This window comes from Nonomuraea antimicrobica (genome assembly GCF_039536965.1).
GTDB lineage: Bacteria > Actinomycetota > Actinomycetes > Streptosporangiales > Streptosporangiaceae > Nonomuraea > Nonomuraea antimicrobica.
This window is the reverse complement of record NZ_BAAAZP010000097.1, coordinates 1-15675: the sequence shown is the minus strand read 5'-3', so window position 1 is coordinate 15675 and position 15675 is coordinate 1. Positions and strand designations below refer to the sequence as shown.

Below are 15675 nucleotides of genomic sequence, written 5' to 3'. Positions count from 1 at the left end.
ATCGCCCCGATGGGATACGCAGCCTTCGCCTTCGCCCTCGGCGTGACCATGGGCATGCTGATACGCCGCACGCTGCCCGCCATGGCCCTCACCCTGGCCGTCTTCGCCGCGGCCCAGCTGGCCGTGCCGCTGCTGGTCCGTCCCTACCTGATGCCCCCGATCACCGCGACCTACGAGCTCGGGAGGGCGAACGTGGACAGCCTGAGCCTCCCCCGCGAAGGGGGCGGCTCCCCGCGGATCTTCCTGGAGTCGGCCGTTCCCGGTCACGCGGGCGCCTGGGTACTGTCCAGCCACCTGCTCGACCCGTCCGGACGCGCGCTTCCCGCCGCCAACGGCGACGGAGCCCCCGTCAATGTCTCCTCGACGTCGGGACCCTGCGCGCCGTCGAGCACGGCGGGCGGAGACCCCTGCATGGCCGAGATCAACCGCCTCGGCTACCGGCAGCAGGCCATCTACCATCCCCTTGCCCGGTTCTGGCCCTTCCAGTGGATCGAGACCGGGATCTACGCCCTGCTCTCCCTGGCCCTCACGTGGCTGTCGTTCTGGTGGATCAGGAGGCGCCTGTCATGACCGTCGTCCGGGCGGTCCTGGGGACCCACGGCCATGAAACGTCCTTACCACGGCCCTGACCGGAGGTGCTCCGCACGGTGAGATCTCATCTGCGAGTCGGCCTCCATATGGTGGGCGTTCTCTCGCTCACGGGTCGCTGTTCAGGAGCGTCGTAAAAGATCGCCCCGCCGGCCCAGGAACGGCCGGTGCTTTCCCCGACGACGCATCGGAGAACAGTGCGCATGTTGAGTGCCTCATCCCGAGACCGCAACAAGCCCCGTGTCCCCTTGGCCCTGGCAGCCCTCGCGGTCGTCAGCTCGGCCGTGACCATCGTCCCCGCCACGGCCGCCCAGGCGACCTCGACCACCTCAGCGACCTCGAACCTCTCGGCGACCTCGGCGACGGGCAGGGCCTGGAACGAGACCGCCTACCGCGGCCGCGTCGAGGTCGTCCGTGCCCAGGACGGCCCGGCCGACCCCTCCGTTCTGACCGGCAGGGTGTTCGTGGACGACGACCGCGACAGCGCGAGCGACCGGAACGAGCGCGGGCTCGGCGGTGTCCTGGTGTCGAACGGCCGCGACGTCGTCACCACCGACTCCCGTGGGGGCTACCGGCTGCCCGTCCACGACAACATGACGGTGTTCGTCACCCAGCCGTCCGGCTACCAGGTGCCCGTCGACGAGTCGAACGTCGCCCAGTTCCACTACAACCACCTGCCCGAGGGCTCGCCCGCGCTGCGCTACGGCGGCATCGCGCCGACCGGGCCGCTCCCGTCCGCGGTGAACTTCCCGCTCGTGCGCAGCTCGCTCACCCAGTCGTCGGAGCAGCACTGCGTGATCGCGGGCGACCTGCAGACGTACGACAAGGAAGAGGTCGAGTACGCCCGCAAGGGAGCGATCGGCGACCTGTCGAAGCGGAACGACTACCAGGGCTGCGGCACCCTGTTCATCGGTGACGTCGTCGGCGACGACCTGTCGCTCTACCCCGACGTGAAGGGGCTCACCGGCCTGACCAACGGGCCGGCCAGGTTCCTGCCCGGCAACCACGACCTCGACTTCGACGCCGAGACCGCCGAGCACTCCTTCGACACCTTCCGCGCCCAGCTCGCGCCCGCGTACTACTCGTACGACGTCGGCAACGTGCACGTCGTCGCGCTGAACACCGTGCGCTACCCGTGCACCCCCGACGTCGACAACGCCGACGGGCGGCGTCCGCAGTGCGCCGACCCGGCGAACCGTCCGGCCTACAACGGCCGGCTCGACGAGCACCAGCTCGCCTGGCTGGAGCGCGACCTGGCCAAGGTCGACCGCAACAAGCTCGTGGTGGTCGCCAGCCACATCGGGCTGCTGAACTTCGCCGACGAGAGCAGCCCGATCCACCAGGTGGACCAGGTCGGTCAGGTGTACGACCTGCTCAAGGGCCGCAAGGCCGTCGCCGTCGCCGGGCACAGCCACTCGATCGAGAACATGAAGACCGGCGACCGCGTCAAGGGCTGGCAGGACGTCTTCGGCGTCGACCGGCTCCCGTTCCCGCACATCACGGCGGGCGCGATCGCGGGTGACTGGTACTCCGGCGCGATCACCGAGGACGGTTACCCCGTCGCGGTCGGGCGTGACGGCGGCCGTCCCGGCGTGCTCACCCTGGACGTCAAGGGCAGCTCGTTCAAGGAGCGGTACACGGTGACCGGCGAGAGCGACCGGGTGCAGACGCAGCTCGGCGTCAACAGCCCCACCTACCGTCAGTGGTACGTCGACCGGCAGGCGTGGAACAAGACCCCCGAGGGCGCGGCGCCGGAGCTGGGCGACCCGAACGTGGTGACCCGCGCCGACCTGGCCGGGCGCACCTGGCTCACCACCAACTTCTGGATGGGCGCCACCGGCTCCACCGTCAAGGTGAAGATCGACGGCGAGCGGGCGCGTCCGGCGGTCCGTACCCAGGAGCTCCGCGGTGAGGCGCAGCGCGTCGGCCCCGAGTGGTCCGACCCGCACGCCGTGGCCCAGCAGCTCGTCAACGGCGGCAGCGTCGCGGACCGGGCGATGCACCTGTGGCGGTTCGAGCTGCCCGCCGACCTGTCCGAGGGCGAGCACCGCGCGGTGGTGACCGCGACCGACTCCTACGGTCGCCAGTTCACCGACACCCTGCGGTTCCGCGTCGTCGAGCAGCGATAACGCACCTCCCCTCCCCGCCCGCTCCTTCGGCCGACCGGCCGCGGGGGCGGGCTCCCGCCTTTCCCGCGCCGTCAGGGTTCGATGACGACCCTGCCGCGTACCTTCCGCTCCGCCACGGCGCGGTAGGCGTCCTGGCCGTGGTCGAGGTCGAAGGTCTGCCTGATCGGCAGCGGCCGGAACTCGCCGCTCTCGAAGTGAGGGGTGATCCGGTCGAGGTACTCGGCGGAGGCGGTGGCGTCCAGTTTCCTGCTGTCCGCGCCCAGCATCCGCGCCTCGCGGTGGTAGAAGCCGGTGAGGTCGATCTCGACGGTGGAGGTGCCACCGGCGCTGATGACGACCAGGCGGCCACGCTGGGCGAGCGACGCCAGCGCGGTCGGCGTGGTGACGCCGCCGACCGCGTCGTAGACGACGTCGGCGCCCCGGCCGCCGGTGAGACGGCGCAGTTCGGCGGCGACGTCGGTGTCGTCGCCGAAGCGTACGAACTCATCGATGAGCCCGGCCGCCGGGGTGTCGTCGGCCGGGGCGTGGCGGTCGACGCCCACGACGCGCGCGGCGCCGACGGCGCGGGCGATCTGCGCGACGGCCCCGCCCACGCCCCCTGAGACGCCGAAGACGGCGATGGTCTCGCCCGCGGCGAGCCCGGCGGTCTCGATCGCGCCGAGCCAGCCGACCACGAAGTTCACGCCGACGGTCGCCGCCTCGGCGAAGTCGAGGGCCTCGGGTTTGCGGGCCAGCGCGCCGACCGGCAGGGCCAGGCGTTGCGCGTGCGAGCCGTCGAGGGTGAAGCCGAGGTCGCCCCCGGTGCCCCACACCTCGGCGCCGAGCCACTCGTCGGGTCCGTCGAGTACGACCCCGGCGAAGTCGCGGCCGGGAACGCGCGGCAGGGTGGTGTCCTCCATCTTGCCCGAGACGTTCATCACGTCAGAGGGGTTGACCGAGGCCGCCTCCACGGCGACCACCGCGACGCCGTCGGCGGCGACCGGGTCCGCGACCTCGCCGACGGACAGCACCTCGGGGCCGCCGAACCGCTCGAAGCGTAGCGCGCGCATGCTCGCCGTCCTTTCCGCTCCCTGGAGCTCCCTGGAACCCCCTGGGACTCGCTGCTGGAGGTGCGCTGGTCAGTGCGGCAGGGAGAAGTGGTGGTCGGTGTCGATGTCCACGTCGAGCGCGTTGATCATCAGGGCCAGCCCGCTCCACCGATTGATGATCATCAGCACTTCCAGCAGTTGCTCGTCGTCGAGCAGCTCGCGTGCGCGGTCCAGCAGGCCGGGCGTCACCGACGCGGTGGTGACCAGTTCGGTGGTCATCTCCAGCATGGTCAGCTCGGTCGGCGTGAACCCGCCGTCGGTCAGCCGGCCGTCGGCGGCCAGGGCGTCGAGCTGCCGGGGGCCGAGGCCGGACCTCTCGGCCACCGGGGTGTGCTGGGCGAGCTCGTAGGCGCACCCCATCAGGTGCCCGACACGCACGATGACCAGCTCACGCAGCCGCACGGGGACGACCTCGCTGGTCAGGGCGGCGCGACCGGCGAGCAGCCATCCGGCGAAGGGCGGGCCGGCGTGGGCCAGCGCGCGGTAGACGTTCAGGTTGCCGCGCTCGGCGACCATGTCGCGGACCTCGTCGGACATGCTGGTGCAGTACGCGATCCGGGTCACGAGGGGGTCACCAACCGTACGTGGTCGTCGATGCCGGGTTCGGCGGCGTTCAGCACGAGAGCCAGCCCGTAGTACAGGCTGACCAGGAGCAGCAGCTCGGTCAGCGCGGCCTCCCCGAGCACGGCTCGGGCCGCCGAGAACGTCGCCTGGGTCACGGTGCCGGTCACGCACAGCTCGCCGACGAAGGCCAGCACCGTGCTCTCCGGCTCGGCGAGGCCGGGCACGGGCCCCTCGACGCTCAGCGCGCTGATCTCCGCGTCGCTGACCCCCGCGTCCCTGGCCAGGTCGGTGTGCTGGGCGATCTCGTACGCGCAGTGCCGCAGGTGGGCGATCCGCAGGATCACCAGCTCGCGCAGCCGAGGGCTGAAGGTATGGCTGTCGAGCTGCGCGTCGACCATCGTGGTCCAGCCGTCGAACACCTTCGGGGCGCCCGCCAGGAGGCGGAAGACGTTCAGCTCACCGCGCCGGCGCATGAAGTCGCGGGCGGTGGGGGTGACGGACTCGACGGGAGTCAGCGGGATGCGTGACATCCTCAGCTCTCCTTGCGGGCCAGCACGAACGTCCACTCCACGGTCTGGAACGGCTCGTCCATGCGGGTGCCGTCGGGGGCGCTCTCGCCCGCCTCGTGGTGCACGAAGTCCACCACGAGAGACCGTTTGACCCCGAAGACCGCGTCGCACTCCAGGTAGGGGTCGTCACTGCGGACCAGCATGGTGATCAGCGGCTCGAAGCCGTCGGCGTGCAGCCAGAAGTGCAGGTGCTCGGGGCGCATCGGGGAACGGTTCGCGGCCCGCAGGATCTCCCCGCACGGCCCGTCCGTGGGGACCGGGTAGTAGCGCGGGGCCACCGAGCGATACCAGAACCGCCCCTCGTCGTCGGCGATCAGCAGGGCGCGCATGGCGAGGTGGTGGTGCAGCTTCTCCTGCATCTGCACGTCGTAGAAGCCGTTCCCGTCGCTGTGCCAGGTGTCCACCCGGGCCCCGGCCACGGGATTTCCCTCCGTGTCGAGCACCCTGCCGTTCACGAACAGCGGAGTCCCCTCGACCTCGCCGGAGATGTCCGACCCGTTCGCCGCCGTCGGCCGGCCTTCGACGTAGAAGGGGCCGAGCAGCGTCGAATCCGTCACCGACGGCCCGTCCTCGTGGTTGATCAGGTCGACGAGGACGCTCAGGCCGAGAATGTCGGACAGCAGCACGAACTCCTGCCGCGTCGGACTGGTGATGTCGCCCACCCGCCGGAGGAAGTCGAGCGCCGTGAACCATTCGTCACCGGTCAGCCGAACCTCGCGGGTGAAGTCGTGCAGATGCCGCACCAGGCCGACGAACAACTCCTTGAAACGCTCGTCCTCCGCACCGTCGAAAGTCCGCTGCACCGCCTCGGTGATCGAGGTCTCCGTCAGGTCGAGGTACATCGCATGTCTCCTGCCGACAAGGGCCAGTCCTGCCCCGGGCAGTCTGCGGATCTCGACCAACGAGCCAAGCGACAACGCCTTTGTCTGCTGGACCAATCCCCCATGGGGCTATACCGACTTACGTACCCCGGTCGGGACATGGGTTCATCGCGCGGTGCCACACCTTTGCCAACGGTCTCCGGCTTTCCTCTCCTATTCCGTAAAGTCGCGGGGCAAACTCAAAAAGACGTCATTTTCATCGGGCGGCGTCGGGGGTCATGGAGTCGCCGGTGATGTACAGGTTCATGTGGGCGTAGTCGAAGGTGATGGCGAACGGCTTGAAGAAGTCGTGCGTGAAGTTGGCGATGGTGTCGAACCTCATGTCGTCGTCGACGCGGGGGTTCTCCTCCGCCCACCCCTTGACGCGCCGCCTCGTCGCCTTGCCGAGGCTGATCCGCTCCGGGTAGATGGCGTAGCGCACCTTGCCGTTGATCTCCTCGGGCGCGCCGAGCTGGATCCCGGCCCGCTCGGCCATCGCCAGCGAGGTGCCCATGCCCCGGCCGGGCCCGCCGGTGTCGAAGGTGGCAACCCTGGGGCCGTAGTCGTTGAGGCTGCCCAGGGTGAGCGGGAAATGGTCCTTCGCCAGCCACAGCGGCAGCACGTCGCCGGGCAGTCGCCCGGCCTCGGCGCGGAATCGGCGGAGGTTGGCCTCGGTCTTGCGGCGCAGCACGAACTGCTTGTGGCCGTAGTCCATGGTGGTCAGGAAGTGGTAGAAGTGCACGGTCCCGATCGTGCCCTGCGCCTGGGAGCCGTCGGGCAGGGGCGGCCGGATGGCCTCGTTCCAGTGGACGGGCGCGTTGCGCACCTCCAGGTCGCCGATGCGGACCGACTCTGCGATGCCGTAGTACATGGTGAAGCGTTGCCCGTCGGCGCTGCCCGTACTGGTGGACACCACCTTCAGGCCGGCCTCGCGGGCCAGCTCCATGGTCAGGCCGGCCGTGGTGCCGCCGGTGTCGAGCTGGAAGATCTTCGGGGCCGTCCCGTTGATCGAGATCTCCATGTGCGGCAGGGGGTCGAGCCCGAGGAACGGGATCCGGGTGGTCTGCGGCCCGTGCACCTGCCAGGGCTTGCCCTCGATGCGCTCGTACAGGGTGGCGTGGGCGAGGTCGGTGGCGGTGCCGCGCCTGCGCAGCCACGGCACGGCCTCCGTCAGCCGGTCCTGACGTACGTAGCAGTCCGCCAGTTGGTAGAGGACGAACTGGTCGTCAGGCTTCAGGTCGGCGGCCTTCGTCAGGAACCTCTCCGCGTCCGCGAACCGGTTGGACAGCAGCGCGATGTAGCCGATCTGCCCCGCGGCGTGCGCGTCGTCGGCGTTGTCGCGCAACCGGCGGCGGTAGCCGAGCTCGGCCTCCTTGAAGCGGCCGTCCTTGAACAACTGGTCGGGGTCGGCGGTGGGCCCAGGGGTGGGCCCAGTGGTGGGCCCAGAGGTGGGCTCGGCGGCGGCGAGGGCGCCCGCGCCGCCGACGTCGAGCAGTGGCAGCGCCGCGCCCGCCGCGGCGGCCAGGCCCGCCTGCTTCAGGAACCGTCGACGACGCATGCCTTCGGCGGATCTCTCGCTGTTCATCATGCTCTCCTCTGTGGCCGGTGAGGAGCCATGACACCAGGAGCGATGTTTCCTCGGTGTTTATCCGCTCGGTGTAAATTTGCGCGGTGTAAATCTGCGCGGCGTACATCCGCGCGGCGTGCTCACGGCTTGCGGGCCACGCCCCCGTACGCGTCGATGAACGGCGCCTCCTCGTCGCCCGCCAGCCCCCACCGGCTGATCGGCGCCAGACCCGGCCCCACCAGGCTCAGCCCCTCGAAGCAACTGGTCAGCTCTTCCAGCGAGCGCAGGTAGTACGGGACCGCTCCGGTCTCCGCCAGCTTGTCGCTGCCCTCGGCGACCGCCTCGCCCGTCGCCGTACCGTCCCACAACACCAGGTAGCTGCCGGACGGCACGGTCCGTACGACCCGGTCGATGATCGAGCGCATCACCCGCAGCTCCTCCACGTAGCCGAGCACGCCCATGAACATCACGGCGATCGGCTTGGTGAAGTCGAGGACCTTGCGGGCCTCCGAGACGATCCGCTCGGGATCGTGGTAGTCGCCGTCGACGTAGGCGGTGGTGCCCTCGGGCGAGGTGTTCTTGAGCAGCGCGCGGGCGTGCACGAGCACCAGCGGGTCGTTGTCGACGTAGACGATGCGCGCGGACGGGTCGATCGACTGGGCGACCTCGTGGGTGTTCTGCATCGTGGGCAGCCCCGTGCCGATGTCGAGGAACTGGGAGATCCCGGCCTCGGCGGTGAGGTGGCGCACCGCCCGCGTGAGGAACCGGCGCGACTGCACGGCCATCTGGACGATCTCCGGGTAGACCTTCGCCACGGCGTCGCCCGCGGCGCGGTCGGCCGCGAAGTTGTCCTTGCCGCCCATCCAGTAGTTCCAGATCCGGGCGGCGTGCGGGATCTCGGGCTTGAACTTCGCGGCGAGGTCGGAGCGATCGGTGCTCATCATCGGGCTCTCTGTGAGAGAAGACGCTGGGGCTTCGCGCAAATGATCGTACGTGCTCGACTCGGCGCCATCGCGGTTCATCGCGACTTTTCGCCCAAAGGATTTCAATTCGACAGGCCATCCGCGCGGGGCGCGTCACCCGTCGTGCTCCGGTGGGTCGGGCAGGGCCAGGCACAACGCGTCCAGCGCCGCGGCGAAGGCGTGGTCCGGTGGCGTTCCGTAGCCGATGACGAGGCCGTCGCGCGGCGGCATCGTACTGTCGGGGTGGCGGTAGGGGCGCAGCCCGTCGAGGGCCAGCCCCTGCCTCCTGGCCGCGCGCAGGGTGGCGTCCTCGGTGTGCTCCGGCAGTTCGAGTACGGCGTGCAGCCCCGCCGCGATGCCGCTGACCTCGATGTGCGGGGCGCGCTGGGCCAGCGTGCCCACCAGCAGGTCGCGGCGGCGCCGGTAGTGCTGCCGCATGCGGCGCAGGTGCCGGTCGTAGGCACCGCGGGCGATGAAGTCGGCCAGGGAGAGTTGGTCGAGCACGCCCGACCACAGCTCCCTCGGCCCCTTGGCCGCGACGATGTCGTCGACGAGCCGCCCCGGCAGCACCATCCAGCCCAGCCGCAGCGCCGGCGACAGGCTCTTGCTGGTGGAGCCGAGGTAGACGACCCGGTCGGGGTCGAGGCCCTGCACCGCGCCGACCGGCTGCCGGTCGTAGCGGAACTCGCCGTCGTAGTCGTCCTCGACGAGCAGTCCGCCGCGCGAGCGGGCCCAGTCGATGACCGCCGCGCGGCGCTCCGGGTACAGTGGGCCACCGGTGGGGAACTGGTGCGCGGGCGTGAGCAGGACGGCCTCGGCACCGGTGCCCGGCAACTCGTCGATCCTGGCCCCGCGGGAGTCGACCGTCAGCGGCACCGTACGCAGGCCCGCCTCCTCGAGCAGGCCCCGGTGGAACTCCAGCCCGTACGACTCCACCGCGACCGGCCCGTCGAGCACGTCACCCAGCAGCGTCAGCCCGTGCGCGAACCCGGAGCAGATCACGATCCGATCCGGCTCGGCACGCACGCCCCTGGCGCGCGCCAGGTACTCCGCGAGCGTCTCGCGAAGCTCCGCCCTGCCGCGCGGGTCGCCCACGCCGAAGGCGTCGTTGGGGGCCGCGGCGACGGCCCGGCGCGCGGAGGTGAGCCAGGCGGCCCGTGGGAACGTGGCCGCGTCGGGCGAGCTGGGCATCAGGTCGTGCTGGACGCGGCGGCGGACCGGGCGTTGCGGGCGGCGCGACCGGTCAGGAGGGAGCGGGGTGGCCCGCCGGGCGACCCGGGTGCCGGAGCCCTGGCGAGCCGAGAGCCAGCCCTCCTCGACGAGTTCGGCGTAGGCGTCGGCGGCGGTGTTGCGGGCGATGCCCAGATCGTGCGCGAGGGTGCGGTAGGGCGGCAGCCGGGTGCCGGGGGCGAGCCGGCCGGAGCGGATGGCCTCCCGCAGCGCGTGCATGAGCTGACTCCGCAGGCTTCCCTCGCCGGACAGCTCCAGGTGGAGATCCGCCCCCGCGGCCTGGCCCGGCTCGGCTCGCGCGGCGTCGGGCTCCGGGGGATTGACCCAGATTTCTGCCATCGAAATGCACCATATCTTGGGTCGCTTCGGTTTCTAGGGTCGGGGCATGACAACGTTCCAGGTGCCTCAGCGCATGAACTTCGCCACTGTCGCCCCCAAGGTCTTCAAGGCCGTCCTGTCTCTTGACGCCGCCGCCAGGGAGGGGCTCGACCCGGTCCTGCTGGAGCTGGTGCAGATCCGGATCGCCCAGGTGAACCGCTGTGCCTACTGCATCGACTACCACACCATCGACGCCCGCAAGGCCGGTGAGACCGAGGAACGCATATACCAGCTTTCCGCCTGGGAGGAGTCGAGCCTGTTCACCGAGCGGGAGCGGGCCGCCCTGGCGCTGGCCGAGGCCGTCACCCTGCTGCCCCAGGGCGTGCCGGACCGGGTCTACGACGAGGCCGCGCGGCACTTCGAGGGCAAGGAGCTGGCCCAGCTCATCGCGCTCGTCTTCACCGCCAACGCGTGGAACCGGATGAACGTCACCACCCGCAAGACGCCCGGCGCGTGACCACCGTCCACAGACCGGTGCCCGCGGGCGCAAGCCGTTCGCCCGTCAAGGGCTGGCTCGCCGTCCTCGCGGTGACCCTGGGCATCTTCTCCCTGATGACCTCCGAACTGCTGCCCGTTGGCCTGCTCACCCCGGTCGGCTCCGACCTGGACGTCTCCGAGGGCACCGCCGGGCTCATGGTGACCGTGCCCGGCCTGGTCGCGGCCGTCACCGCGCCGCTGGTCACCGTGGCCACCGGTCGCGTCGACCGGCGCGTCGTGCTGGCGCTGTTGATCGGCCTGATGGGCGCGGCCAACCTGGCCTCCGCCTTCGCGACCGGCTTCGCCGTCGTCCTGGTCGCCCGGTTCCTGATCGGCGTCAGCGTCGGCGGCTTCTGGTCCATCGCGGGCGGCATAGCGCTGCGGCTGGTGCCGGAGCAGCACGTCCCGCGCGCCACCGCGGTCATCTTCGGCGGCGTCGAGACCGCGTCCGTCCTGGGGGTGCCCACGGGGACGTTCATCGGTGACCTCAGCGGCTGGCGCACCGCGTTCGCCGTCGTGGGGATTCTCGGGCTGACCTCGCTGGCCTGCATGCTCTTCCTGATGCCGAAGGTGCCGGCGGAGCAGAGCATCACGTTCGCGGACCTGCCGAAGGTCTTCAGGGGCAACGCGGGCGTACGCGCCGGGATCGCCGTCACGTTCCTCGTGATCACCGGTCACTTCCTGGCCTACACGTTCGTCCGGCCGATCCTCCAGGACGACGGCGTCGGCGACGGCCTGATCGGCGCGCTGCTGCTGGCCTTCGGCGTCGCCGGCATCTGCGGCAACTTCATCGCGGGGGCGCTCGTCGCCAGGCGGTTGCGTCAGACCGTCGTGGGCATCGCCGTAGTCCTCCCCGCCGCCATGGTGGTCTTCGCGCTCGTCGGCGACAGCGCCGTCGCCGCGGGCGCCGTCCTGGTGCTGTGGGGTCTGGGCTACGGCGCGGTGCCGGTCACGTTCCAGACCTGGATCCTCGACGCCGCGCCCGACGCCGGAGAGGCGGCCTCCTCGCTGTACGTCTCCACGTTCAACCTGGCCATCGCGTTCGGCGCGTTCGCCGGCGGCCTCGCTGTCGACGGCATCGGCACCACGAGCGTGCTCTGGATCGGCGCCGTCCTCGCCCTCCTGGCTCTGGTCGTGGTCCGCGGCGCGCCCCGCGCCGAGGGGTGAGGCGCGCCCCCATCGCAGGTCGACGCCGCCGCCCGGCGCGCCCCGAGCGGCGGCCCGGCCGGGTCAGCCGGTCCGTTCCTGGTCCGCGCCCGGCTCGGTGGCCTCCGGCGCCACCGACGGCGCCACGGCCTCTTCTGCGATCGCGGCCAGGCGGCGTTCGGCGCTCTCGACGACCTGGAGGTCCGCCTTGAGGTGCGCGACGGCCGCGTCCATCAGCAGCCCCACCAGCGGGTCGGGCTCGGCCTGCCGCCGCAGCGCGGCCAGCCCGGCCAGGTCCGACAGGTACGCCTGCCGCTGCGCCGCCGTGAACGCGTCCAGCGTGTCGCGCCCCAGCCGGGTGGCGGCCAGCAGCTTGAGGAACAGTTCGTCCCTGAAGCCGCCCGTACGCACGTGCGGCGCGGTGGCCCACCCGGTCAGCTCCGTCGCGCCGGCTCGGGTGAGCTGGTAGAGCGTCTTGTCCGGCCGGTCGCGCTGGGCGACGTGGCTGCGGACCACGTGCCCGTCCCTGACCAGGCGGTCGAGGATCTGGTACAGGTGGCCGATGTTGAGCCCGCCCCACTGGGGGCCGATGGCCGCCTCGAAGCGGCTCTTCAGCTCGTACCCGTGGCTGGGGCCGTCGGCGAGCAGGGCGAGGACGGCGTGACTGAGCGGCATTGTCAGATCATTTCCTGGTTTCCTAGATTGTCGCAATGTATCGGTAGAGATCGCTCCTACATTGTGACAATGTAGGCGGGCATGGGAGTAGCAATCACCCTTCGGGGCGTGACCCGTGTCCACGGGACGGCCAAGGCGCTCGACGACGTGAGCCTGGAGTTCGCCGCGGGCGGCGCGACCGCGCTGATGGGACATTCCGGCGCGGGCAAGTCCACCCTGCTGCAACTGATCGGCGGCATGGACCTACCCGACTCCGGGGAGATCGTCGTCGACGGCACGCCCTTACCCCGCCGCCGCCTCGACGCGCACCGCAGGCGGACCGGGTTCGTGTTCCAGCGCTTCCACCTGCTGCCCGCGCTCAGCGTGCTGGACAACGTGCTGGCGCCGGTGCTGCCGTACCGGGTGGGCTTCGACCGGCAGGCGCGGGGGCGTGAGCTGCTGGAGGCGGTCGGGCTGGCGGGCCGGGAACGCGCGCTCCCGTCGCAGCTCTCCGGGGGCCAGCAGCAGCGGGTGGCCATCGCCCGCGCGCTGATCGCCCGGCCGCCGCTGCTGCTGGCCGACGAGCCCACCGGCAACCTCGACAGTGCCACCGGCCAGGAGATCGTGGACCTGCTGTTCGGCCTGCGCGAGCGCTACGGCATGACCATGCTCATCGCCACCCACAACCCCGAGCTGGCCGCCACCTGCGGCCGGCTGGTACGGCTCGCCGACGGCCGGGTGGTGGGCGACGACGTCGTGGCGCCCGCCTCCGACGTGCTCGACCGCATCGGCAGGCTCGGATGATCCGGCTCGTCCGCGCCCAGCTCAGGCACCGCGCGGGGCGCGCCCTGGTGCTGCTGCTCGGCATCGTGGTGGCCGCGACCGGGTTCAGCGTGCTGACCGGCACCGCCGAGACGCAGCGCCTGGAGATCACCGGCACGGTCAAAGACAACTACCGGGCCCAGTACGACATCCTCGTCCGGCCCAAGGGCTCGACCACCGCCCTCGAACGCTCGACCGGCCTGGTCAGGGCCAACTACCTGTCCGGCATCCACGGCGGCATCACGCTCGACCAGCTCGCCGCGGTCAAACGGCTCGACGGCATCGAGGTGGCCGCGCCGATCGGCATGGTCGGCTACTTCACCGGCAGCGGCACCGTACAGGTGCCGGTCACCGAGACGCTGGCCGACGGCGAGCGGACGATGCTGCGCGTGGACCGTACCCGTGTGGCCGACCGCGGCCTCACCAGGATCGAGGGCGCGCCCCACTACCAGTACGTCACCCGCCGCCCCCTGACCTTCACCATGGAGGACGGCGGCGAGAAGCTCGACCTCACCACGGAACGCCTGCCCTCCGGCAAGGAGGTCACCCTGGGCGACTCACTGACCTGGCGTGAGAAAGACGACCCTGCCGACAACACTGCCGACAACACTGCCGACCCCGGCCCGACCGCCGACGCCTGGTCCACCCGCGACGGCAGAGGAGAGGGGGCGCCCCTGCCGTGGGGCAAGGGCGGCGCCAAGAAGGGCGAGGCCGTGGTGGACCTCACCCAGGACTTCCCACTCCTGCTCGCCGCCGTCGACCCGGTGGCCGAGGCCCGGCTCGCGGGCCTGGACCAGGCCGTGGTGTCGGGCTCGTACCTCGGGACCGGGGCCGGGCTGACCAAATGGGACGTGCCGCTGCTGGCCACCACCCGGCCGCTCATGGACCAGCGCGAAGAGGTCGTCGTCAACCGGCTGCCCACCGCCGCGGCCGAGCTGGTCGCGGGCGGCGCGTCCGCCGCCAAGGTACGCGACTACCTGGACGGGCAGCGGGGCACACCGGTGAAGAAGGTGACCGTGCAGCCGCAGGCGTTCTACGAGGACCTCCTCGACACCTGGACCGACCAGGGCAGCGGGCTCCAGTCGGGCATGTTCGCGCCGCTCACCCGCTACTGGACCGCGGGTCCCGTCACCTACGAACGCGACGCGAACGGCGCCCTGGCCCCCAAACAGGTGACCAACGACCCGAAGGTCTGGCAGGACGACGAATGGCCGGGCGGCGCCCCCGTCGGCGCGGCCGACGCCCAGTTCCGCGAGCTGACCGTGCACCGGCTGGCCACCGGCCTGAGTGGCGAGGACGGACTCGGCGGCCCGCTGATGTTCAAGCTCATGGGACGGTTCGACGCCACGCGGCTGCCCGGCTTCTCCGAGCTGGCGCAGGTGCCGATGGAGACGTACCATCCGCCGGCCGTGACCGCGGCGGACGGGCGTACCGGCGAGTTGCTGGGCGGAAAGGACCTGCTGCCCACCGACAACGTGGCCGGCTACCTCCAGGCGCCGCCGCTCCTGCTGACCGACCTCGGCGGCCTGGACAAGATCGTACGGCGGGACCGCGACGGCGACCTCGCCGGAGCGCCGCTGAGCGTGGTCAGGATCCGGGTGGCCGGTGTGACCGGGCCCGACCCGGTCAGCAGGGAACGCATCACGCAGGTCGCCCGCGAGATCGTGGCCGCCACCGGCCTGGAGGTGGACATCACGATGGGCGCCTCCCCCACACCGGTCACCGTCGCGCTGCCCGCCGGCTCGCACGGCCGCCCGGCGCTCACCCTCCAGGAGGGCTGGGTCGGCAAGGGCGCCGCGTACCGCATCCTGGACGAGGCCGACCGCAAGTCCGTCGTCCTGTTCGTGCTGATCCTGGCCGTGTGCGCGATGTTCGTGCTGAACGCCGCCTCCGCCATGGTCCGCACCCGGCGCTCGGAGCTGGGCGTGCTGTCCTGTCTCGGGTGGGGCAGGAGGCGGGTGTTCGGGTCGGTGCTGTGGGAGGTGGGCGCGGTCGGGCTGGTCGCCGGGCTGCTGTCGGCCGCGCTCGCCGTCCCGCTGTCCTCGTGGTCCGGGCTGGAGGTGTCGCTGCCCCGCGCGCTGCTGGCCGTGCCCGCCGCGCTGGTGCTGGCGCTCGCGGCGGGGGCGGTGCCGGCCTGGCGGGCCTCGGCCGTACCTCCCATGGCGGCGGTACGCGCAGGGGCCCGGCCACCGCGCCGGGCCGCCTCCCCGCGCGGCGTCACGGGGCTGGCCCTCGCGCAACTGGTCAGGGTGCCGGGCCGGACGTTGCTCGGCGCGAGCACGCTCATGGTGTGCGTGTTCGCGCTCACCGTGCTGCTCGCGGTCACCTACGGCTTCCACGGCCGGGTCATCGGCTCCCTGCTCGGCGACGCGATCGTGGTCCAGGCCAGGCCCGCGGACTACGTGGCGATCGCGATCATGTTCGCGCTCGGCGCGCTGGCCGTGGCCGACGTCCTCTACCTGGGCGTACGCGAGCGGGACGCGGAGCTGGCCACCCTGCGCGCCACCGGCTGGCGGGCCCGTACGGTGCTGCGCCTGGTGCTGTCGGAGGGCGCGGGCATCGGGCTGCTCGTCGGGCTGGCGGGGGCCGTCGCCGGGCTCGCGGGAGCGGCCGCGCTGGCGGGCGGGCTGCCGGGCGTGGC

13 protein-coding genes and 1 pseudogene are annotated in these 15675 nt (G+C 71.6%); 6 read left to right on the top strand and 8 right to left on the bottom strand.

The annotated features are described in order from the left end of the window. Together ABD844_RS26345 and ABD844_RS26340 are read left to right on the top strand one after the other, a co-directional pair. Positions 1–570: pseudogene (locus ABD844_RS26345) on the top strand (ABC transporter permease); the annotation flags it as partial. Between the two features lie 221 nt (positions 571–791). Next, positions 792–2717, top strand: a complete 1926-nt coding sequence (locus tag ABD844_RS26340) for a calcineurin-like phosphoesterase C-terminal domain-containing protein (RefSeq protein ID WP_425568654.1) — start codon at positions 792–794, stop codon at positions 2715–2717. A gap of 71 nt (positions 2718–2788) precedes the next feature. On the opposite strand, the gene ABD844_RS26335 is transcribed toward ABD844_RS26340, so the two are convergent. The 7 genes from ABD844_RS26335 to pdxR form a co-directional block, all read right to left on the bottom strand. Further along, entirely contained in the window at positions 2789–3766 is a 978-nt protein-coding gene (locus ABD844_RS26335; protein WP_344883360.1) for a quinone oxidoreductase family protein, read from the bottom strand. A 69-nt stretch (positions 3767–3835) separates the two neighbouring features. After that, positions 3836–4369 carry a carboxymuconolactone decarboxylase family protein gene (locus ABD844_RS26330; RefSeq protein WP_344883357.1) on the bottom strand — a complete coding sequence of 178 codons (534 nt, stop codon included), beginning with the start codon at positions 4367–4369 and terminating at the stop codon, positions 3836–3838. Beyond that, positions 4366–4899: a carboxymuconolactone decarboxylase family protein gene (locus tag ABD844_RS26325; protein ID WP_344883354.1), complete on the bottom strand. Its 534-nt coding sequence runs from the start codon at positions 4897–4899 to the stop codon at positions 4366–4368. Before ABD844_RS26325 ends, ABD844_RS26330 begins: the two co-directional genes overlap by 4 nt. Positions 4900–4901: 2 nt before the next feature. Next, on the bottom strand, positions 4902–5780 hold the full coding sequence (locus tag ABD844_RS26320; protein WP_344883350.1) for a dioxygenase family protein: 879 nt from the start codon (positions 5778–5780) through the stop codon (positions 4902–4904). Positions 5781–6015: 235 nt separating this feature from the next. Continuing rightward, positions 6016–7383: an aspartyl protease family protein gene (locus ABD844_RS26315; protein WP_344883347.1), complete on the bottom strand. Its 1368-nt coding sequence runs from the start codon at positions 7381–7383 to the stop codon at positions 6016–6018. Between the two features lie 122 nt (positions 7384–7505). Further along, complete coding sequence (locus ABD844_RS26310; RefSeq protein ID WP_344883344.1) at positions 7506–8309, bottom strand: SAM-dependent methyltransferase; 804 nt, start codon at positions 8307–8309, stop codon at positions 7506–7508. Positions 8310–8441: 132 nt separating this feature from the next. Next, positions 8442–9896 carry a MocR-like pyridoxine biosynthesis transcription factor PdxR gene (gene pdxR, locus ABD844_RS26305; RefSeq protein ID WP_344883342.1) on the bottom strand — a complete coding sequence of 485 codons (1455 nt, stop codon included), beginning with the start codon at positions 9894–9896 and terminating at the stop codon, positions 8442–8444. A gap of 46 nt (positions 9897–9942) precedes the next feature. Between pdxR and ABD844_RS26300 the strand changes: the two genes are divergently transcribed. Continuing rightward, the gene (locus tag ABD844_RS26300) at positions 9943–10392 is read left to right on the top strand and encodes a carboxymuconolactone decarboxylase family protein (RefSeq protein ID WP_344883338.1); all 450 of its coding nucleotides are present in this window, start codon (positions 9943–9945) and stop codon (positions 10390–10392) included. Positions 10393–10409: 17 nt separating this feature from the next. After that, on the top strand, positions 10410–11579 hold the full coding sequence (locus ABD844_RS26295) for an MFS transporter (RefSeq protein WP_344883335.1): 1170 nt from the start codon (positions 10410–10412) through the stop codon (positions 11577–11579). 63 nt (positions 11580–11642) lie between these two features. On the opposite strand, the gene ABD844_RS26290 is transcribed toward ABD844_RS26295, so the two are convergent. Next, on the bottom strand, positions 11643–12233 hold the full coding sequence (locus ABD844_RS26290) for a PadR family transcriptional regulator (protein ID WP_344883332.1): 591 nt from the start codon (positions 12231–12233) through the stop codon (positions 11643–11645). Between the two features lie 108 nt (positions 12234–12341). Between ABD844_RS26290 and ABD844_RS26285 the strand changes: the two genes are divergently transcribed. Both ABD844_RS26285 and ABD844_RS26280 read left to right on the top strand, forming a co-directional pair. Further along, complete coding sequence (locus tag ABD844_RS26285) at positions 12342–13016, top strand: ABC transporter ATP-binding protein (RefSeq protein ID WP_344883329.1); 675 nt, start codon at positions 12342–12344, stop codon at positions 13014–13016. Then, positions 13013–15675, top strand: a 2663-nt coding sequence (locus ABD844_RS26280; protein ID WP_344883326.1) for an FtsX-like permease family protein, incomplete at its 3' end; no start/stop codon positions are given. The genes ABD844_RS26285 and ABD844_RS26280, both read left to right, overlap by 4 nt.